This window comes from Priestia koreensis, assembly GCF_001274935.1.
In the GTDB taxonomy this organism is placed as follows: domain Bacteria; phylum Bacillota; class Bacilli; order Bacillales; family Bacillaceae_H; genus Bacillus_AG; species Bacillus_AG koreensis.
The window spans coordinates 14,695-34,003 of sequence record NZ_LILC01000005.1; the positions used below are offsets into that span (position 1 = coordinate 14,695).

Sequence of the window (19,309 nt, forward strand, 5' to 3'; positions counted from 1 at the left end):
CAACACTTAATACATAATAAAATTGTAAGCGTTTTAATTGTGTGGTAAAATACGAGAAGGAAAACGTTTACTAAATGGATGGTGAAATATGTCGATTACGATTAAGGACGTAGCGAGACAGGCAAATGTATCAGTGGCGACGGTGTCACGTGTGTTAAACAACTTGCCCGGCTACTCCGAAGATACGAAAAAAAAGGTGCTAGGGATTATCAATGACCTGGGGTATCAGCCAAACGCAATCGCTAGAGGATTGATTAATAAGAAAACAAAAACAATAGGTGTTTTGTTGCCAAACGTATCAAACTTATTTGCAGCAGACGTGCTTGCTGGAATTGAAGATATCGCTCACGAAATGGACTATAGTGTCGTAATCTGCAAAACAGATAAAAGCGGAGAGAGAACGCTAAAATATTTGCAAATGCTGAGAGAGAAACAAGTGGACGGTATTTTATTTGTAAGTGAATGGATGAAGGAAGAATACTACGAGGTCATTTCTCGCATGAGTATTCCCGTTGTCCTTGTATCAACGAAATCTGATTACCCGCTCCCTTACGTAAAGGTAAATGATTTTGAAGCTTCTTATGATGCCGTGAACTATTTATTAAATAAAGGACATCGAAGCATTGGGATGATCGCAGGAACAGAAGGCGATTTAATCGCAACATCTCCACGTGTGGAAGGCTTTAAAAAAGCGCTTCTTGATGAAGGGATCGATGATGAACCTGCCATCGTGTACGGCGATTTTGCGTTTGAAACGGGCATTACGGGTATGGAAGAATTGATCGAGAAATATCCTGAGGTAACGGCCGTGTTTTGTGCGAGCGATGAAATGGCTGTAGGTGCACTCTCGTATTTATATAAAAAGAATATACGAGTACCCGATCAAATAGCAGTAGTAGGATACGACAATACGTCCGCCGCTGAAAAAGCAATTCCCCCCCTTACAACCGTAGGACAGCCTCTCTACGAAATGGGACGTTCAGCAGCTGAAATGCTACTTAAAAAGCGGCCAACTTCTAACGTTGTACTGCAACATAAAATTATTGAGCGAGAAACGGTGAAGTAACATCTTTTTTTTGAACATTACGTAAACGTTTACGAAAAAATAAAACAAAGGGGTAGAAAAAAATGGAGAAAACAACAAGCAAAACGTGGTGGAAGGAAAGCGTCGTTTATCAAATATATCCGCGCAGCTTCAACGATTCAAATGGGGATGGAATTGGAGATCTGCAAGGGATAACACAAAAGCTTGATTACTTAAAAGAATTAGGAATCGATGTCATTTGGCTTTCACCTGTATATCAATCCCCAAATGATGATAACGGATACGATATTAGTGACTATCAAAGCATCATGAGTGACTTTGGTACGATGGAGGACTGGGAAGAATTAATTGACCAAATCCATCAGCGAGAAATGAAGCTAATTATGGATTTAGTTGTGAATCATTCTTCAGATGAGCATCAGTGGTTTCAGGAGTCAAAAAAATCAGTTGATAATCCGTACCGAGATTATTATTATTGGAAGCCAGGAAAAGATGGGAAAGAACCAAATAACTGGGAGTCTGTGTTTAGCGGCTCTGCGTGGGAGTATGATGAAAATACGGAAGAATATTATCTTCACTTATTCAGCCGTAAACAGCCTGATTTGAATTGGGAAAATCCAAAGCTTCGTGAAGAAGTCTATCGGATGATGAAGTTTTGGCTTGATAAAGGGATCGATGGGTTCCGAATGGATGTTATTAACTTCATTTCGAAAGCACCTGGGCTACCAGATGCCCCAAACCCACATGGCAAAAAGTACGCACCGGGCGGAGAGTTTTTCATGGACGGTCCGCGTATTCATGAATTTTTACAAGAAATGAATGAAAAAGTGCTCTCACAATACGACGTACTAACCGTTGGAGAGATGCCAGGCGTTACGGTGGAGGAAGCCGTTCTTTATACAGGAGAAGAGCGACAGGAAGTTAGTATGGTGTTTCAGTTCGAACATATGGATTTAGATGGAGGGCCAGAAGGAAAGTGGGATTTACGTCCTCTAAAATTAACAGATCTTAAAAACTCCCTATCGAAATGGCAAACAGGGCTAGACGGAAAAGGGTGGAACAGCCTGTATTTAAACAACCACGATCAGCCTCGAATGGTCTCACGATTTGGGAATGATCAGAAGTACCGCGTAGAATCAGCTAAAATGCTTGCTACCATGCTTCATATGCTTCAAGGCACACCGTATATTTATCAAGGTGAAGAGCTTGGAATGACCAACATCAAGCTTGATTCAATCAACGATTACAAAGACATCGAGACGTTAAATATGTATCGCGAAAAAGTAGTCGAAGGTCATGCAGATGAACAGAAGGTGATGAATTCGATTTATGTAAAAGGTCGAGATAATGCCCGTACCCCGATTCAGTGGGATGACAGTGAAAATGCTGGATTTACAACAGGTACGCCGTGGCTAGCAGTGAATGAGAACTATCAGTATATTAATGCAAAACAGGCCGTTCTCGATGAAAATTCCATTTATCATTATTATCGCGAGCTCATTCAGCTAAGAAAACAGCATGATATTATCGTTTATGGGTCATACGAGCTGTTACTTCCTGATGATGAAGAACTGTATGTTTATACACGTACGCTTGGAGACGAAAAGCTGTTAGTGCTGCTAAACTTCACAGGAGATGAAAAAACGTTTATGTTGCCAAGTAGTATTTCATATTCAAAAAAAGAAGTGCTGATTTCAAATTATCCTGTAGATGTCGACGCATCGATTGAACAGCTAGGGCTTAAGCCGTACGAAGCACGTGTATACAAACTGAAATAAACATAAAAAAAGAAGAACGAGAAAATAGCCTCGTTCTTCTTTTAAATTAATTAAATAAAGATGTACTATGAAGAGGTTGTACTCTTGCTTTTGGATCCATATAGCTTTTTGCGTTGTTAACAGCTGTTGGACCTTCGCCAAAACCAGCAACGATTAGCTTCACTTTTCCGTCGTACGTACAAATATCACCAGCAGCATAAATGCCTGGGATGTTTGTTTCTTGCTTTGAGTTTACAACAATTGAATTTTTCTCGATGTCAAGCTCCCACTCTTTAATTGGCCCAAGAGATGAAACGAAACCGTAGTTTACGATCACATCATCAACATCGATAATCTCTTTTTCTTCACCTTTTACTTTTTCAAGAATAACTTGTTTGATGTCATCTTCACCAACAAGTTCAGACGGTACGTAAGGTGTTTTAATTTCAACTTTTGAATTCATCAGTTGCTCAACGCTATGTTCGTGGGCACGGAATTTATCACGGCGGTGGACAAGTGTTACTTTCTCAGCGACTGGCTCTAACATAAGTGCCCAATCGACCGCGGAATCTCCTCCTCCGAAAATAACAACTTTTCTGTCTTTAAATTTATTCATGTCGTCAACAAAATAATGAAGGTTTTTACTCTCATATTGTGTAGCAGACTCTAATTCTAGTTTGCGTGGTTGGAACGCTCCGTTACCAGCTGTAATAATGATTGTTTTTGTATAATGAACTTCGCTGTTTGTCGTTAATTTGAACACACCGTCCGCTTGCTTTTCAAGCTTTTCAACCGCTTGCTCAAGCACAATTGTTGGATCGAACTGTGCCATTTGCTCTTTTAGGTTGTTTACAAGCTCTTGAGCACGGATTTTTGGGAAACCAGCTACATCATAAATGTATTTTTCAGGGTATAGGGCAGACAATTGTCCGCCAAGCTGTGGCAAGCTTTCAATTAGCTTCACACTTGCTTGTCTCATACCTCCATAAAATGCTGTGAAAAGTCCAGTTGGGCCTCCACCGATAATCGTAATGTCATAAACCTTTTTATCTTCTTTCACATTAATCACCTCTATATTTATGTATATCATGATTGGCTTTTTTATGATAGCATAACCTACTTGGAAAAAAAGCCTATTGTTCCGTTTATATCATCGTAAAAAGATTAAAAAATTTGAATATTTATAATTTTTATCATGAAACCGTAGAAAATGCAACACACACTGCATTTTAAATTCCCCATAAAAAGGCGGAATATTTTTAACCTAATAAATCAGTCAAATACACTTGAAAAACAACCAAAAAAGGACTATGATGATTGTTGATGGGTGTATTTGTTAATAATTCATGACAATTTCTTAACAAAAGTATGTATTTTTCCGTCTTGATACGTGAAGGAATTCACAAACTTTTTACCTAGATATGAAGGTGACAAAAGTGGATAGGAAAACATCTTGTAGCTCACACTAACAAAAAACACTTGTGTTTGCACTTTTAAATTCATTTTTATAAATTTTATTGCTTTATACAAATTATTATTGGAAAAGGTGGATGACATCAAAATGAGAAAGCCTAAAATCGTAATCCTTGGTGCTGGTTACGGCGGTATGATGACAGCTCTTAACTTACAAAAAAAACTTGGAGTTAACGAGGCTGAAGTAACGCTCGTAAACAAAAATGATTATCACTATGAATCAACATGGTTACATGAGGTATCTGCTGGTACAATTCATCATGACCGTGCTCGTTTCAAAATTACAAACACGATTAACACAAACAAAACGAAATTCGTTCAAGATACAGTAACAGACATTAAGCTTGAAGAGCAACGTGTTATTTTAGAAAACGGTGAGCTTGAATATGACTACTTAGTAGTAGCTCTAGGATATGAGTCTGAAACGTTCGGTATTAAAGGACTTAAAGAACATGCTTTCTCTATCGCTAACATCAACTCTGCTCGTTTAATCCGTGAACACATTGATTTTGTATTTGCAACATATAACAACGAGCCTGAAAAACGTGATGAGCTTCTTACAATGGTAGTAGGTGGCGCAGGATTCACAGGAATTGAGTTTGTTGCTGAATTAGCAAACCGCGTTCCTCAATTATGTAAAGAATATGATATTCCACGTGAAAAAGTACGCGTAATCTGTGTTGAGGCAGCCCCAACAGCTCTTCCTGGATTTGATCCAGAATTAGTTGAATACGCTGTGACACAATTAGAGCGTAAAGGCGTAGAATTCAAAATTGGTACAGCTATTAAAGAATGTACAGAAGAAGGAATCATCGTTGCAAAAGATGATCAAATCGAAGAAATCAAAGCTGGCACAGTTGTATGGGCAGCAGGTGTACGCGGAAGCTACCTAATTGAAAAAGCAGGTATCGAAAACATGCGTGCTCGTGTAAAAGTTGATCCACAACTACGTGCTCCAGGTCTTGACAACGTATTCGTAGTGGGAGATTGCTCATTAGTAATCAACCCAGAAATCGATCGTCCATATCCACCAACTGCACAAGTTGCAATGCAACAAGGACCAACATGTGCACATAACATCTCTGTACTTGTACGTGGTCAAGGTGAACTTCAAGAGTTCAAACCAGACCTAAAAGGTACTGTATGTTCACTTGGTCATGACGATGCAATTGGTATGGTATTTGGTAAGAAATTATTCGGAACAAGCGCTTCATTCATGAAAAAAGTAATCGACAACCGTTCTTTATTCATGCAAGGTGGAGCTGGACTTGTAATGAAAAAAGGTAAATTTAACTTCTTTTAATAAATAGAAGAATGGTGTCAAAAGGAGAGTCACTTCGGTGATTCTCCTTTTTGTTTTGATGTTTTGTGAACAACTGGTGAATAGAACCAAGTGAAAATTTTTAAATTTTTGCGTAACCTCTTCCCAAGTCGTTTCTTATTTGATATTATTATCAGAAAATTCAGATACAAGAAAGGGGAATGAATCATGAAAAAGAATACGGCCATCCAACAATGTTCACTATGTGAAGGAAGAGGATACGTTCATTTAATTTTAGGTGGTACCGAAACGTGTGTGAATTGTCACGGAAAAGGAGAACAGAAGTAAAGATTTCTTTCTATTCTAAATTATTCCTTTTTCACGATTGACTGCGCTTTCACCTTTCAGTACACTTAATTTGACAGTGTCTGGGAGGGAATAGGTGTGGGGATACCGGTATTATTGATTTCCATTTTATTATTTTTTGTTCTATTTTTCGGAATTGGCTTTTTGCTGAACATGCTGCTTCGTATGTCGTGGATTATGGCGATCATTTATCCAATTGTTTTCATTTGTATCGTAGATAATATAAAAGTGATTGAATATTTCCGAAAGCCAGCTCAATCATTTTCACAGCTTGGGCATAAAATTCTTTCTCTTCAAGTAGCTGACATATCCATTCTCATTTCTGGATTTTTAGGTGCGATTGCAGCTGGAGTTGTCATCAGGATGCTTCGAGCCAGTGGTTATCGGATGTTTTAAAAAGATGGTGTCACACGATGTGCACCGTCTTTTTTTTGACAACGTTTATTCCTTTTGTACAAGAAGGTTAAAACGGTCATGAAATGCATAATTTCTCTCTCGGATGGAAAGAAATAAATTCGTGAGAGGAGTGGAACAGTGTCAACGATAACCATTATGTTAAGACGGTTCAGTATTCTCGTATTAGTAATAGCAGCCCTGCTCACCACCTATCAGGCAATTTCAGGAGTACCTATCAGTGATTTAATACGTTCTCTTTATAAACAAGGAGTGGTTCTTTATCATGATAGAGGAATGGATACAGTTCATCCGCATACTCAATTAGCAACGCTAGAAATTCACAAGCCAACATTAGAGCAAAAGTTTGCAAAATCTCATTATCCTGTACATAAGGTCGTTGCAACAGGCTATACGGCTGGTATCGAATCAACAGGGAAGAATCCCGGTCACCCCGAATATGGCATTACTTACTCAGGAGTCAAAGTAAAACGCGATTTATTTTCTACGATTGCAGCGGATCTTCGTATTTTTCCGATTGGAACGATTTTATTTATTCCAGGATATGGGTACGGTGTAGTCGCTGATAAGGGTGGTGCCATCAAAGGCGATCATTTGGATTTATATTATGAAACGGTTGATGACGTTTACAACAAGTGGGGGAAGAAAGAGTTAGATGTTTATATTGTTAAAAAAGGCAGTGGAACATTAACGGAACAAGAACTCGTCTTGTTGAATGAAGATAAATCCATGCAAGTATTTAGACAGTACTATGAGTAATAAAATAATGAGAATAAGGCAGGCTGCGGCTTGCCTTATTTTCATGTTAGAGGCGTGAAAGCTATATGAGACGATTGAAATCTGATATGATGGAATGGAACGTATTATTGGCTTCTAGGAGGGAAATCAATGTCCCTATATCCAGAGGAGTACTATTTGTTTTTTATTAAGTTTAACGAAGGTGACTACTATACGTGTCATGATCTTTTAGAAGAGATGTGGATGGTTGATAAATCAAATCTTTTTCTAAAAGGATTACTTCAGTTTACGGTAGCACTTTATCATTATAGTTATGGAAACGTAAAAGGGGCTCGCATTATGATGAAAGCAGCCATTTTTTATTTGAATGCGTATCGCCCTAAAAACTGGGGAATAGACATCGAGGAATTGTTGATGTACATCCAAGAATGTTTAACGCTTTTTCCAGACGAAGTGGATAAAGTTCCGTTTGATGAAGTCGATTGGTTGCCTACTTTGCCAACGATATTTTTATTTTTAGAGGAATAGGGGGATTTTGTATGTTTTCAGTACATAACACGTACGACGCGCAGCATGAGACGGAAGCATTAGTTGTCGGAATCTTTAATCAAAACCATCGTTTAGATGGAATTATTGGGGAGCTTAATGAAAAGCTTCAAGATCAAATTATGGAGCTTATTCGTGAAGGAGATATCGGCGTTAAGCATAATCAGATTTCCAAAATACATACGTTTCAACAAGTAGGAGCAAAGCGCTTATTTTTTGTTGGGCTAGGGAAAAAAGATGTTCTTACGCTAGATCGACTTCGTGAATCACTTGGGCACTTATTCAAGTCGATTAAGGCATCCAAACTTGAAAAAATCACGGTTGCCATCGATACATTTTGTGCGGATTACATTTCTGCTCAAGATGTAGCCTATGCAGTGGGAGAAACACTACCACTTTCTACGTACCAATTTGCAGATTATAAGAAAAAATCAAATGAACCTGAAAAGCATATTGAAGCCGTTTCGGTTATTACAGAAGATGACCAGGCCGAAACGCTTGCTTCTCTAAAAGTAGGTTATGTGTACGGCCAAGCGACAAACTCGGCACGTACGTTAGTGAATCTGCCTGGTAATATGCTAACAGCAACGGACTTGGCCAATTATGCAGTAGACTTGGCTAAGAAGTATAACTTTGACTACGAAATTTTAGAAAAAGAAGAGATGGAAAAGCTCGGAATGGGTGCTTTCCTAGCGGTAAACAAAGGATCAACAGAACCACCTAAAATGATTGTATTAAAGTACCAAGGAAAAGATGAATGGACAGATGTGATTGGCCTCGTCGGAAAAGGAATTACCTTTGATACAGGTGGCTATTCATTAAAGCCAAAAGACGGCATCGTCGGAATGAAAACTGATATGGGCGGAGCTGCAGCTGTACTGGGTGCAATGGAGGTCATTGGAGAACTTCGTCCTGACCAAAATGTAATTGCTGTTATTCCGTCTACTGATAACATGATTAGCGGTGACGCTTTTAAGCCGGATGATGTAATCACAGCAATGAATGGAAAAACGATTGAAGTGTTAAACACGGATGCGGAAGGTCGACTGGCGCTAGCTGATGCCGTAACATATGCAAAGCATCACGGTGCTAATTATTTAGTGGATGTAGCGACTTTAACCGGCGGTGTTATCGTAGCTCTTGGAACAGATACAACGGGGGCTATGACGAATAATGAGGCGCTGTACGAACAGCTTCTTGAAGCAAGCCATGAAGCTGGTGAAACGGTATGGCAATTGCCGATCACAGAGCGAGACAAAAAGCGTGTTCGAAACAGCCAAGTAGCGGATTTGAACAATTCACCTGGACGTGAAGGCCATGCGATTATGGCAGGAACGTTTATTGGTGAATTTACGGATGGCACACCTTGGGTTCATCTTGATATTGCAGGAACAGCTACTGTTTCCTCACCTCATGCTTTAGGCCCAGCAGGAGCAACAGGTGTGATGGTTCGTACGCTTGCTTCTTTTGTGGAAGTATTTGAAATGAACGAAAAATAAGGTAAAGGACAAAGCGTCTGTCGCGAGGCCACTGAAAAACTTCGGATTTTTTAAATGATCAGTAGAACGTAAGACAAAAAAGCTGGATCCATTCCGTTCTTTGGAATGGATCCAGCTTTTTTTTCATTATCAAGCAAAAAACGGCCAAGTTCCTTTCAAAATGGAAACTTGGCTATTCTATCTGATGCAGTCGCTCTAGGTTGTTTGGAACAGAAGGTGCGAGACTCCTGCGGGATTAGCGTGGCAGGTGAGACCCCGCAGAGCAGCGAGGAGGCTCAACCGCACGCCCCGCGGAAAGCGAAGCAACCTGGAGTGGAAATCAACCGACTTCGTTATGAACGCAATCCTTTAAGGACTTTTTCAGTCGCATAGTCTGTCGCTTTGTCTTTTTTGTTCTCAACGAGATGTTGATCCGAAGCATAATATGTGTATGATGATAAGAAAAAACATAGAATAGACAAAAGGAGTGTGGACAATATGTTTTTCGGACGAATAAAACAGAAACAAGAAAATGATCGAGTTCCACCAAATCAGCATGTAACCAAGAAATTTCCGATTCTTCATCACGGCTCGGTTCCAAAGTATAAGGAAGATTTATCAAATTGGAACCTAAAGGTGTCAGGATTAGTAGAGAATCCTCTTACTTTTTCATACAATGATTTAAGAGAGTTTGATGATGTGAGTGCAACGAATGATATTCACTGTGTTACAGGCTGGTCTCGCCTTGATAACGGGTGGATGGGTATTTCAGTGCAGGACGTTGCAAAGAAAGTGAATGTAAAGCCAGAAGCACGTTTTGTCATTCTTCATGCAGAAGAGAACTGGACGACTAATTTGCCAGTTGAGGATTTTTTACGTGCGACGACGCTGCTTGCGCATTCCCATGATGGAAAGCCGTTAACGCCAAAGCACGGATATCCATTTCGTATTGTCGTGCCTCATTTGTATTTTTGGAAAAGCGCAAAATGGATTAGAGAAATCGAATTTGTAAAAGAGGACCAGCCAGGATTTTGGGAGCAAAACGGCTATCATAACTACGGAAATCCATGGGAAGAACAGCGGTTTAGCTGGGATTGAAAAAAGCCTGTCAAAGCAGACAACTAGGGAGAAAAGTACGTCTATAGAGGATGTCACATCTTATAACGTCCTAGTTGTTTTCACTTTTTAAATATGTTATGTTGTAATGAAATATTATCATGGAGGGATGAACATTGAGAGAAATTACACTAACACAAATTTTTGAACATCCCATTGCACAAAAATACTTGAAACGCTCCGGAGTCGCACATGCAGTGGCGGTTTCTTATCATGCTTTTCGTTTAGCCGTTCAGCATCAGGTGAATCCAGATCTAGCGACAAAGGCAGCGCTTTTGCATGACATTGGTCACTACGAATGGTATACCGATGGAAAATGGGATTATGAAAAGTATAAAAAGAACGATATTCATGCGATAAAAGGTGCAGAGCGTGCACATAAGCTGCTCATTCGTTTAGGTGAAAATCCACAGGCTGCGAAAGAAATTGCGCTTGCGATATTGCTCCATACTGATTCGTATTTACCCGACGGAGAGCTACATCAGCGTCCGCTGCAGAAGGTAGTCCGACTTGCAGACGAAGCGGATGAAGAGCCGGGAGGTAATCATCATTATCGTGAGATGGACGACCAATTGGCACTCAAGAAAATTCAAGAACTTGATGAGAAAGTAGCTGAATTCTTAAATACTGAGCCATTTCGCCAGTTAGGGTAATATACTATGAATACTAGGAGCTTTCTAATGTATATATACAGTGAGTAAAAAACACATTTCTTGTAAACAGGAAATGTGTTTTTTATGTTTTACCATTGTATCGCCATTGCAAGGTGTCCATAGTCTATTTTAGGATCTTTATTTGACAGGAGAATGCGTATGCTATCAGGATTGTATACGACATCTAAATGCGACTTGACCCCCGTTTTTTCCAGCAGCGACTTGACGGTTGCGATCTTTGATTCTTGTGCGGCTTCTTTAATTTGTTTTAATAAAGCAGGCGATTTAATGAGTTTGTTAGCGAGTAGAGAAGCATCCTGTAAAAGTTCGAGCTGGTGCTGTGTGGATACCTGAAATTGCTGCGTATTAACAGGGGGATAGGACGGAGATCGCTGTGCATAGTGTGGGTAAAGGTAAGGGTAAGGGTAGGACGGATAAAAAGTTGGATAATAATTCAAATAATTTCCCTCCTACATTCGTTTATATGTAATATATATGTATAGAGAATGTCTTACATACCTTTAACATCATCGAAGGCTCTGAGAAGCGATTGTTTTAAAAACTATGAGGAAGAGGGAGAATGTATGAACACAAACGGAACTTTAATTGAAGCACTTGGTATTGAAATTTTGTCTGCATCTAGCGAAAAGGTAGAGGCTACGATGCCTGTGGACGAGCGCACGAGACAGCCTTTTGGTTTGTTGCACGGTGGTGCCTCTGTGGCATTGGCTGAAACGGTGGCGAGCATCGGTGGTCTTCACTGTGTGGATCCAGAACGTGAAGTATGTGTAGGTCTTGAAATCAATGCCAACCACATTCGTGGAAAAAAAGACGGTATCGTAAAGGCGATTGGCACGCCACTACATAAAGGACGTACAACGGTTGTATGGGAAGTGAAAATTTTCGATGAAGATGAAAAGTTAATCTGTGTCTCACGGTGTACACTAGCTGTTATTCAAAAGCGTTCTAGTTGAAAGAGTTTATAAATGAAAAACGATAGCAAAAAGTTGAAAGAATTGGGCTATCATAATGCGCACAACGCTGAAATTTGAATAGAGTAGATTAAGAGAAACAGAAAAAAGCAAAAAATAAGAATAGAAACTCTATTTTAAAAAGTAAGCGTGTAACCATTATTTACATGCTATAATAATAAAAAATAAACAGAGCGGTCACAGGAAGGAGTGGATAATAGTGGAGCAAAACCATCAATATTTATTTTTAGATTTTGAATTTACTATGCCGGAAACAAAGGGATATCCAAAAGGGTTTTATCCTGAAATTATTGAAATCGGCTTGGCTTCAATGGTAAATAACGAAATTAACAGCACGTTTTCTTCGCATGTTCAACCGATCAAATTCCCCATTCTAACAGAACGATGTAAATCTTTCCTCAGCATTCAACAACATCAGGTGGATCACGGCATTACATTAGAGTCCTTAGTGAATATTTTACACTCGTATGAAAAAGATTATCCTACTACCATCATTACATGGGGAAATATGGATATGAAAGTACTCCGACATACGTGTCAAAAAGCAAATTTATCATTTCCATTCAAAGGGAGAATGCTAGATTTATCAATGGAATACAAACGTTTCTTCGGCGATCAAAACCAAACAGGATTATGGAAAGCCGTACAGGAATATGGAAAAGAAGGGACCGGAAAGCACCACTGTGCTCTTGACGATGCCATCACGACTCTTAACATCTTTAAATTGGTTGAAAATGACAAACGCTACTTATCTCCTCATGCCCCTACGACCATCGGTGACCGCATCGACTTTTCAAAAGTACTCAATAAATTTGCATTATAAAAGCCAAATCAAACGTTATTGATTTGGCTTTTATGATGGAAGATCTATTTGTTTTTCAAAAATGCATATAAATCATCGTAAGCCTTCTGAAAGTTAGCATATCGCTCGCCGTACTTAGAATGATAGGTTCCTAAGCGGTAAATCATTTCCGTTCCTTGATACATAATCACGCTTTTGCCTGGCAGATGATACAACCGACCGAGGCGGAGGTATTCATCAAACTTCGTAATGCGATCTTGAATATCGTTACTAAGTGAGACATCATCGATTTCTAGATTAATACCAGATCCGTAGGTCAAAGCTTCGAGATAGCCAGAATGAAGCTGTTTTTGAACATCTTTTAACGACGTTTTCACTTTAAACGCATTACTTTGTAAGTAAGCACCGCTAAATCCGTATTCCTGCCAGTGCTCAAAGTTTGTGCTGCGAGAATGTGGAGAATAAATAAGCTGTTTTCCTTTTGATTTTAATAGCGCGCTGGTCTTTTTGACAAGCTCTTGATCTTCAGGATTGATGACCGTTTCATTTAACCAGTAGAAGCCGGAAAGCTCTACATTTTTATATCCACCAGCTTGGAACTTTTTCATCGTTTCATTCACATACCAATTTACAAGCTGATAACGACTTGCGGCTGTGACAGGCACTTTTTTTCCAGCTAGATCAACAAATTGACCACGGTACTTTGGATAAGGAATAGAAAGGTACACGTTTACTTTTTTTGCAACAGGATTCATTGACGCTGATTGATTTAAGTTTGGAACGACGCCACTTCCACTAAACGTACGGTCCATATACCATTTCCATTCAGCGTAGTTCGCATCATTACCAGTACTATTAATTGTTTGCTGAAAGCTTCCTGTTTGTGAATACGTTCTTCCTAACACAATAAATGTATCGAAGAGTGAGTCAACAGGCTTTTGATTCTTTACGTACGAAATGTAAGGCGTAAAAAAGTCCGCATCAAAGCTTTTTTGATTTTCAAATCCGTTGTAAATAAGGACTCCGTTGTTAATTTTAGCGCTATTGGTCCCTAAGAATTGATCTGGATATGTATTGACGGTATTGCTGACGGGATGAACCGTTAAATCGTTTGATGTTAAGGCAAATTCGATCGCATCCTCCTTTGAATCAAAGGTTTTAACGGCTGTACTGCCACGTTTTACAATATACGTTAGAGGTTTACTGTAAATACGAGACATAAAAACAGCAAATTGTGCACGGTTTACAGGGTCTTTTGGGCCAAACGTCGTTTTTGTATATCCTGAGGTGATATCATTGCTAACTAACGCCATAATATCAGAATAATATGGACTGCTCGTCGACACATCTTTAAATGATGACGCCCCTTTGTTTGTTAACTGATAGGCTTTTGCTAAGCAACGTGCCATTTCTTCGCGCGTTAACGGACGATCAGGGTAAAATGAACTTCCTTTTAGAAACCATCCTTCATCAACGGCCGTTGCAATTTCTTTGTATCCGTTTTGCGTAGGAGATACGTCTTTAAAGTGAGGCTTCGGTCGATTGGACACATTCAGCTTTAAGGCGCGTATCATCATAATTACCGCTTGTTTCCGCGTAATGTAGTCACGAGGGCCGAATCGTCCGTTGTCATAACCTTTAATAATATTCTTTTTTGTTAAAAATTCAATTTCATTTTTTGCCCAGTGATCGTTCGGTACATCCGTAAATGCAGCGTGAGCAGGAGTGCTCGCAAAGCATACGAGTAGGAATGCGAGAACAAGTGGTAGAGCTTTTTTCATCTGTTTTCTCCCTTCATCTAGTTTTCTTCTAACAGGAAAACATGTTTTCAAGTCGAAGTAACCCTCTATAAGATCGGTTGGTAAATTCCAATATGAAGTAATTTTTCTAGGCAATCCCTCTTTTTTTTCGGTAAGATAGAGAAGAAGGTGACAGAGGTTTGTGCAGTGTAAGGATGAATGGTTAGAAGTCTGAAATACGAGGGGATGAGTGAGAAGATGGAATCATTCGTTTTACAACTTTTTTTGTACTTTCCAGAAGACAAGTCAGAATATATTCCTGCGGCGATTACGTGCTTCATCTTTTTAATAGGGGCTTTAATTACGATGAGATGGATTATAAACGTGTCCAAAAAGGAAGCGTTAAAAGCGAAAAAGCTAGAAGAAGCTCTTTTGAAAAAGAATGACAAGAACTAGAAAAGCTAGCTTTAGTCACCAAAGCTAGCTTCTTTTTTAGGATAAAGCGATTTTTATGCGATTCAATCCTTCCATGAGTGTGGAGCGTGGACAGCCGATGTTCAAACGGATAAAGCCTCTTCCTTCTTCACCGTATTTTCCGCCGGGCTCTACGCCTACTTTTCCTTTTTGCACGAAAAGCTTCTGCAAATCCTCATCTGTCAGATTAAGTGACCGACAATCAATCCATAGGAGATACGTTCCTTCTGCCTTGATAACGGAAAGTGAAGGAAGCTCTTTGTGTATAAATGATTCTACCTCGCTCACATTTTGCTCAAGGTAATTTAATAAAGATTTCAGCCATGGTTCTCCGTGAGTATAAGCTGCCTCAATTGCTGTAATACCTAACGCATTTAAAGAGAAAAAACCTTGTTTATGCTGCATTTCTGTATATTTCTGGCGAAGCTCAGTATTCGAAATAATAATAGAGGAAGCTTGAAAACCAGCTAAATTAAACGTTTTACTAGGGGCCATACACGTAATAGTACGGTCACTAATTTCATCGCTCAGAGAAGCAATGGGTGTATGAACATGATCTCCAAAAATGATATCTGAGTGAATCTCATCAGATAAAATAAGCACATCATATCGCTGACAAAGTTCAGCAACCTTCGTTAACTCTTCTTTTGTCCACACTCTTCCGATTGGATTATGAGGACTGCACAAGATCATCATCTTTACACCATTAGAGAGCTTCGCCTCCAAATCGTCAAAATCCATTTCATAGCGACCTTCTGATAGAAGAAGAGGGTTTTCAATAAGCGTACGATTATTAAGCTTGACCATGTTGAAAAAAGGAGGATAAACAGGGGTTTGAATTAAGACTTTATCCTGTTCATTTGTAAAAGCTTGAACTGCCATGCTAATCGCGAATACAACGCCCGGACTGTACGTGAGCCAACTCGGCTCGATGTCCCACCCGTGTCTCGCTGACATCCATCGTTGAATGGCTTTGTGTGTATGATCATTCGGATGTGTATATCCAAAAATACCATGCTCGACACGATTGCTGACGGCGTCAATCACTTCTTGAGGAGCCTTGAAATCCATATCAGCCACCCACATCGGCAAGAGGTCATCTGAGCCAAACACCGTTTGGATATTATCCCATTTGGTTGATTGGGTATTAAAGCGATTAATGGATTCGTCAAATAAATGCTTGTTCAATTTTCAACACCTCATCCTTTTTGTAATGAAATCTATTGTTACTACTATACCAAGAGAGGCAGATACTTTGCATGAATGAAGCTTGTGGGCAGCCATTCCCTTCGATGAAACGTAATCGGTTCTCAAATCCTATTACATCCTGCCTTTAGATGGAAAAATAAAATTCGTGATCTGTTGATAGATGCTGTCAGGGCATTCTTCAGGAAGAAGATGGCCGGTGTCTTTGAATGATACAAACGTTGCGTCCTTTAAATCTTGATGCATTCGTCTCCCCACATTAATTGGTACGACTCTGTCCTCTTCACCCCAAATAAGAAGACTAGGGGTCATAATTTGTTGCAGCATTGTCGAGGAGAGATCGCCTTCACGATCACGAATCATTTTGGTTAACGCTTTGAAAATTTGGTTATCTACAAATGGTGTTGAGTATCCTTGCACCATATCCTCATCAATTAAAGCGTGATTGTACACGACATTTTTAAGACTGCCTAACACACCTGTTTTCGCAAGCCATGCCTTTAACCATAAATGAAAATATGGAAAGTAAGACGAGTAAATTAGTGAATAATGAAATCTGTCTATATAGCCAGAGCTGCATAAAAGAACAATTTTTGAGGCGATATCGGGACGTCGTTTCGCAATGTTGAGTGTGATTTGTCCACCCATCGAATGCCCTACCAAAAAAGCCTTGTCTACTTTTAACGTTTCAAGTAGTGAAATAACAAGGTCTGCTAGGTTTTGGTAAGAATAGCGAAAAGAAAGATTTTTCCCGCTTTTACCGAATGGAGGTAAATCCACAGTCAAAACAGAAAACTCCTTTTCGAGATAGGGAATTAATCGTCTGAAGCTAAAGCTAGAGGATAAAAACCCATGGATGAGTACAATAACGGGTTTCAATGGATCAGGCTGATGGAATTCATAATAAACATCAATTCCGTTTAGATTTATCATAGTTGATTTCTGTTGTGCATGTGCATTCATATCCTTCACTCCAACTACCTTTTTGCGGTTAGTTTAACCATTATGAGGTCACCTATCCTGCTCGATAAATCATTGCCAAAACCTTCTTGGTAAGAGAAGTGTCCTTTGCTATAATAGGTGGTATTGTTATGAGAAAATAAAAATAAGTTAAATAAAAAGGGGAATAACCACGATGATCTTGACGGAGAAAGAGATTGAAGTTCTTGAGATAATTGAAAAAGACAGCCGTATTCAGACAGATGTGTTAGCGAAAATGATTGCACTCACGCCTGAAGAAACAAAGTCGATCATTGAAAAATTAGAAAAGGAAAAAATTATTGTCGACTATTCATCTGCAATTAACTGGCGAAAAGTAGATGGCCATGAAGGCGTAACGGCCATGATTGATGTAAAAGTAACGCCCAAAAGAGGGGTTGGTTTTGACGAAGTAGCGGAGCGAATTTATCGTTTTCCTGAAGTGCGATCCGTCTACTTAATGTCAGGTGCGTACGATTTGTCTGTTATTATTGAGGGGCATTCAATGTCAGAGGTTGCCCAATTTGTATCAGGAAAGCTTTCGACTATTGATTCCGTGATTTCTACAACGACACATTTTATTATGAAAAAATATAAGCATGATGGAACAGTATACGAGCAGGATGATGAAGATCATCGCATCGTGGTGTCACCATGATGAAATCATATCTTTCCTCAACTGTTCGGCAGTTAAAGCCTTCAGGCATTAGACGTTTTTTTGATTTGGCGGCTGGGATGGAAGGGGTTATCTCGCTAGGAGTGGGGGAGCCAGATTTTGTGACCTCATGGGCAGTTCGGGAAGCGTCCATTCTGTCACTCGAAAAAGGTTATACGTCTTATACAGCAAATGCGGGCTTATTAACGTTAAGAGAAGAAATTCAAAAATATATGAAAAGGAAATTTCAGCTTAGTTATGATGCTCATAATCAAATCATTGTCACAGTCGGTGCTAGTCAAGCACTTGATATTGCTTTTCGTGCCGTAATTGACGAGGGTGATGAAGTCATTATCGTAGAACCGAGCTTTGTATCGTATGCACCGCTTGTCACGCTAGCTGGTGGGACGCCAATTGCTGTACAAACAACACAGGAAAACGGTTTTAAGTTAACAGCTGAACAGCTAGAGGCAGCAATTACACCGAGAACAAAAGCGATTTTACTATGTTCACCGAACAATCCAACCGGTAGTTTGCTTGAGAAGGAAGAGTTAGAGGCACTCACAGCCATCATCTTGAAGCACGATCTGCTTGTTTTATCCGATGAAATTTATGCGGAGCTAACGTATGACGGGTCATTCACATCCATCGCATCTCTTCCAGATATGAAAGACCGCACGATCGTTATTTCAGGATTCTCTAAAGGATTTGCCATGACCGGATGGCGTTTAGGTTATGTATGTGGTCATCCTGATCTCATTGAAGCAATGCTGAAAGTTCATCAGTACGCGATGATGTGTGCTCCTGCAATGGCTCAGTACGGTGCGGTTGAGGCGCTCCAAAACGGTGAGCAAGATGTGGTAGATATGAGAAAGAGCTATCGCAGAAGGCGCAATTATATGGTGCAGTCCCTAAATGAAATGGGGCTAGATTGTCACGTTCCTGGTGGGGCCTTTTATGTATTTCCGTCGATTCGAAAAACGGGCATGTCATCTGAAGAGTTTGCTGAACAGCTCCTTTTAAAAGAACGAGTAGCCGTTGTACCTGGAAATGTTTTTGGGGAAAGCGGAGAAGGGTATGTACGCTGTTCTTATGCATCTTCTATGGAATCGTTACAGGAAGCAGTAAGACGAATCGCGAACTTTATGCACCAAATGCAACATGCGTAAGTAGGCAAGAGATTTTTTGCCTGCTTTTTTGGGCGATCAACACAAAAAAAGAAGCAGGTCGGAGAACCTGCTTCAACAGAAAAAAGGGGGGGAATATGAGAAAGCTTCATATACTAAATTATAGCCAGCTTTCTTGATCTCTAAACCTATTTTATAAGGAGAATTTTCCCCCTTATTGAGTAGAGATTTTAAGGCTGGATGAAATAGGTATAGATTTATCAGGAAGTTTCATGTAAGCTAGTTAAAGGCAATTCATAAAAAATACATCAAAAGTAAAATTAGTTCTAATGAAATGATACGTTTACTGTTATAATAAGGATGTATTTAATAATTTACCAGCAAACAGCAAATAATAACGAGAGACATAGACCTGTTTTTGATTATAGATCGAAAATGTGTTATAATTTAAAATTGCTTGTAAAGAGAAAAAACAATTAGGAGTGTTTA

21 protein-coding genes are annotated in these 19,309 nt (G+C 39.4%); 16 read left to right on the forward strand and 5 right to left on the reverse strand.

Annotation, left to right across the window (positions count from 1 at the left end; all coding sequences use genetic code 11):
- The first annotated feature begins 88 nt into the window (after positions 1–88).
- Together AMD01_RS04535 and AMD01_RS04540 are read left to right on the forward strand one after the other, a co-directional pair.
- Positions 89–1,066: a LacI family DNA-binding transcriptional regulator gene (locus AMD01_RS04535; RefSeq protein ID WP_053400222.1), complete on the forward strand. Its 978-nt coding sequence runs from the start codon at positions 89–91 to the stop codon at positions 1,064–1,066.
- Positions 1,067–1,128: 62 nt separating this feature from the next.
- Complete coding sequence (locus AMD01_RS04540) at positions 1,129–2,823, forward strand: glycoside hydrolase family 13 protein (RefSeq protein ID WP_053400223.1); 1,695 nt, start codon at positions 1,129–1,131, stop codon at positions 2,821–2,823.
- 46 nt (positions 2,824–2,869) lie between these two features.
- Here the strand turns inward: AMD01_RS04540 and AMD01_RS04545 are convergent, their stop codons facing one another.
- Positions 2,870–3,862 (reverse strand): NAD(P)/FAD-dependent oxidoreductase, encoded by a 993-nt coding sequence (locus tag AMD01_RS04545; RefSeq protein ID WP_053400224.1) that lies wholly within the window; start codon positions 3,860–3,862, stop codon positions 2,870–2,872.
- A gap of 501 nt (positions 3,863–4,363) precedes the next feature.
- Here AMD01_RS04545 and AMD01_RS04550 point away from each other — a divergent pair.
- The 9 genes from AMD01_RS04550 to AMD01_RS04585 all read left to right on the forward strand — a co-directional run bounded on the left by AMD01_RS04550 (position 4,364) and on the right by AMD01_RS04585 (position 10,847).
- On the forward strand, positions 4,364–5,578 hold the full coding sequence (locus AMD01_RS04550) for an NAD(P)/FAD-dependent oxidoreductase (RefSeq protein ID WP_053400225.1): 1,215 nt from the start codon (positions 4,364–4,366) through the stop codon (positions 5,576–5,578).
- Positions 5,579–5,764: 186 nt separating this feature from the next.
- Positions 5,765–5,884, forward strand: a complete 120-nt coding sequence (locus tag AMD01_RS24425; protein ID WP_053400226.1) for a YuiA family protein — start codon at positions 5,765–5,767, stop codon at positions 5,882–5,884.
- Positions 5,885–5,974: 90 nt separating this feature from the next.
- A complete protein-coding gene (locus AMD01_RS04560; RefSeq protein ID WP_053400227.1) occupies positions 5,975–6,298 on the forward strand; it encodes a YuiB family protein in 324 nt (107 codons plus the stop codon).
- A 138-nt stretch (positions 6,299–6,436) separates the two neighbouring features.
- Positions 6,437–7,075: a 3D domain-containing protein gene (locus AMD01_RS04565; protein ID WP_425415112.1), complete on the forward strand. Its 639-nt coding sequence runs from the start codon at positions 6,437–6,439 to the stop codon at positions 7,073–7,075.
- 129 nt (positions 7,076–7,204) lie between these two features.
- Complete coding sequence (locus AMD01_RS04570; RefSeq protein ID WP_053400228.1) at positions 7,205–7,582, forward strand: DUF309 domain-containing protein; 378 nt, start codon at positions 7,205–7,207, stop codon at positions 7,580–7,582.
- A gap of 11 nt (positions 7,583–7,593) precedes the next feature.
- Complete coding sequence (locus tag AMD01_RS04575) at positions 7,594–9,099, forward strand: leucyl aminopeptidase (protein WP_053400229.1); 1,506 nt, start codon at positions 7,594–7,596, stop codon at positions 9,097–9,099.
- Between the two features lie 168 nt (positions 9,100–9,267).
- Positions 9,268–9,471: a hypothetical protein gene (locus AMD01_RS23905; RefSeq protein ID WP_157052617.1), complete on the forward strand. Its 204-nt coding sequence runs from the start codon at positions 9,268–9,270 to the stop codon at positions 9,469–9,471.
- 105 nt (positions 9,472–9,576) lie between these two features.
- Complete coding sequence (locus tag AMD01_RS04580; RefSeq protein WP_053400230.1) at positions 9,577–10,176, forward strand: sulfite oxidase-like oxidoreductase; 600 nt, start codon at positions 9,577–9,579, stop codon at positions 10,174–10,176.
- 134 nt (positions 10,177–10,310) lie between these two features.
- On the forward strand, positions 10,311–10,847 hold the full coding sequence (locus tag AMD01_RS04585; RefSeq protein WP_053400231.1) for an HD domain-containing protein: 537 nt from the start codon (positions 10,311–10,313) through the stop codon (positions 10,845–10,847).
- Between the two features lie 89 nt (positions 10,848–10,936).
- Here the strand turns inward: AMD01_RS04585 and AMD01_RS04590 are convergent, their stop codons facing one another.
- Complete coding sequence (locus AMD01_RS04590; protein WP_053400232.1) at positions 10,937–11,305, reverse strand: YuzC family spore coat inner layer protein; 369 nt, start codon at positions 11,303–11,305, stop codon at positions 10,937–10,939.
- Positions 11,306–11,431: 126 nt separating this feature from the next.
- Here AMD01_RS04590 and AMD01_RS04595 point away from each other — a divergent pair, with 126 nt between their 5' ends.
- Together AMD01_RS04595 and kapD are read left to right on the forward strand one after the other, a co-directional pair.
- Positions 11,432–11,821 (forward strand): hotdog fold thioesterase, encoded by a 390-nt coding sequence (locus AMD01_RS04595; protein ID WP_053400233.1) that lies wholly within the window; start codon positions 11,432–11,434, stop codon positions 11,819–11,821.
- A gap of 217 nt (positions 11,822–12,038) precedes the next feature.
- Positions 12,039–12,662, forward strand: a complete 624-nt coding sequence (gene kapD / locus AMD01_RS04600) for a 3'-5' exonuclease KapD (RefSeq protein ID WP_053400234.1) — start codon at positions 12,039–12,041, stop codon at positions 12,660–12,662.
- A 44-nt stretch (positions 12,663–12,706) separates the two neighbouring features.
- Here kapD and AMD01_RS04605 read toward each other — a convergent pair whose 3' ends face one another.
- Complete coding sequence (locus tag AMD01_RS04605) at positions 12,707–14,422, reverse strand: DUF4855 domain-containing protein (protein WP_053400235.1); 1,716 nt, start codon at positions 14,420–14,422, stop codon at positions 12,707–12,709.
- 177 nt (positions 14,423–14,599) lie between these two features.
- Between AMD01_RS04605 and AMD01_RS04610 the strand changes: the two genes are divergently transcribed.
- On the forward strand, positions 14,600–14,836 hold the full coding sequence (locus AMD01_RS04610) for a hypothetical protein (RefSeq protein ID WP_245638885.1): 237 nt from the start codon (positions 14,600–14,602) through the stop codon (positions 14,834–14,836).
- Positions 14,837–14,872: 36 nt separating this feature from the next.
- Here the strand turns inward: AMD01_RS04610 and AMD01_RS04615 are convergent, their stop codons facing one another.
- Positions 14,873–16,042, reverse strand: coding sequence for a MalY/PatB family protein (locus tag AMD01_RS04615; RefSeq protein ID WP_053400237.1), 1,170 nt, complete (start codon positions 16,040–16,042; stop codon positions 14,873–14,875).
- 132 nt (positions 16,043–16,174) lie between these two features.
- Entirely contained in the window at positions 16,175–17,023 is an 849-nt protein-coding gene (locus AMD01_RS04620; RefSeq protein ID WP_053400238.1) for an alpha/beta fold hydrolase, read from the reverse strand.
- 172 nt (positions 17,024–17,195) lie between these two features.
- Here AMD01_RS04620 and AMD01_RS04625 point away from each other — a divergent pair, with 172 nt between their 5' ends.
- Together AMD01_RS04625 and AMD01_RS04630 are read left to right on the forward strand one after the other, a co-directional pair.
- Positions 17,196–17,696 (forward strand): Lrp/AsnC family transcriptional regulator, encoded by a 501-nt coding sequence (locus AMD01_RS04625; protein WP_053400239.1) that lies wholly within the window; start codon positions 17,196–17,198, stop codon positions 17,694–17,696.
- Entirely contained in the window at positions 17,696–18,862 is a 1,167-nt protein-coding gene (locus AMD01_RS04630) for an aminotransferase (RefSeq protein WP_053400240.1), read from the forward strand. Before AMD01_RS04625 ends, AMD01_RS04630 begins: the two co-directional genes overlap by 1 nt.
- Positions 18,863–19,309 lie beyond the last annotated feature (447 nt).

Excerpts from the sequence above, each read along its gene's own strand:
- AMD01_RS04575 (WP_053400229.1), top strand. The coding sequence starts at position 7,594 with ATGTTTTCAGTACATAACACGTACGACGCGCAGCATGAGACGGAAGCA.
- AMD01_RS24425 (WP_053400226.1), top strand. The coding sequence starts at position 5,765 with ATGAAAAAGAATACGGCCATCCAACAATGTTCACTATGTGAAGGAAGA.
- AMD01_RS04580 (WP_053400230.1), top strand. The coding sequence starts at position 9,577 with ATGTTTTTCGGACGAATAAAACAGAAACAAGAAAATGATCGAGTTCCA.
- AMD01_RS04630 (WP_053400240.1), top strand. The coding sequence starts at position 17,696 with ATGAAATCATATCTTTCCTCAACTGTTCGGCAGTTAAAGCCTTCAGGC.
- AMD01_RS04620 (WP_053400238.1), bottom strand. The coding sequence starts at position 17,023 with ATGAATGCACATGCACAACAGAAATCAACTATGATAAATCTAAACGGA.
- AMD01_RS04570 (WP_053400228.1), top strand. The coding sequence starts at position 7,205 with ATGTCCCTATATCCAGAGGAGTACTATTTGTTTTTTATTAAGTTTAAC.
- AMD01_RS04535 (WP_053400222.1), top strand. The coding sequence starts at position 89 with ATGTCGATTACGATTAAGGACGTAGCGAGACAGGCAAATGTATCAGTG.
- AMD01_RS04550 (WP_053400225.1), top strand. The coding sequence starts at position 4,364 with ATGAGAAAGCCTAAAATCGTAATCCTTGGTGCTGGTTACGGCGGTATG.
- AMD01_RS04610 (WP_245638885.1), top strand. The coding sequence starts at position 14,600 with ATGGTTAGAAGTCTGAAATACGAGGGGATGAGTGAGAAGATGGAATCA.
- AMD01_RS04625 (WP_053400239.1), top strand. The coding sequence starts at position 17,196 with ATGATCTTGACGGAGAAAGAGATTGAAGTTCTTGAGATAATTGAAAAA.
- AMD01_RS04540 (WP_053400223.1), top strand. The coding sequence starts at position 1,129 with ATGGAGAAAACAACAAGCAAAACGTGGTGGAAGGAAAGCGTCGTTTAT.
- AMD01_RS04605 (WP_053400235.1), bottom strand. The coding sequence starts at position 14,422 with ATGAAAAAAGCTCTACCACTTGTTCTCGCATTCCTACTCGTATGCTTT.
- AMD01_RS04595 (WP_053400233.1), top strand. The coding sequence starts at position 11,432 with ATGAACACAAACGGAACTTTAATTGAAGCACTTGGTATTGAAATTTTG.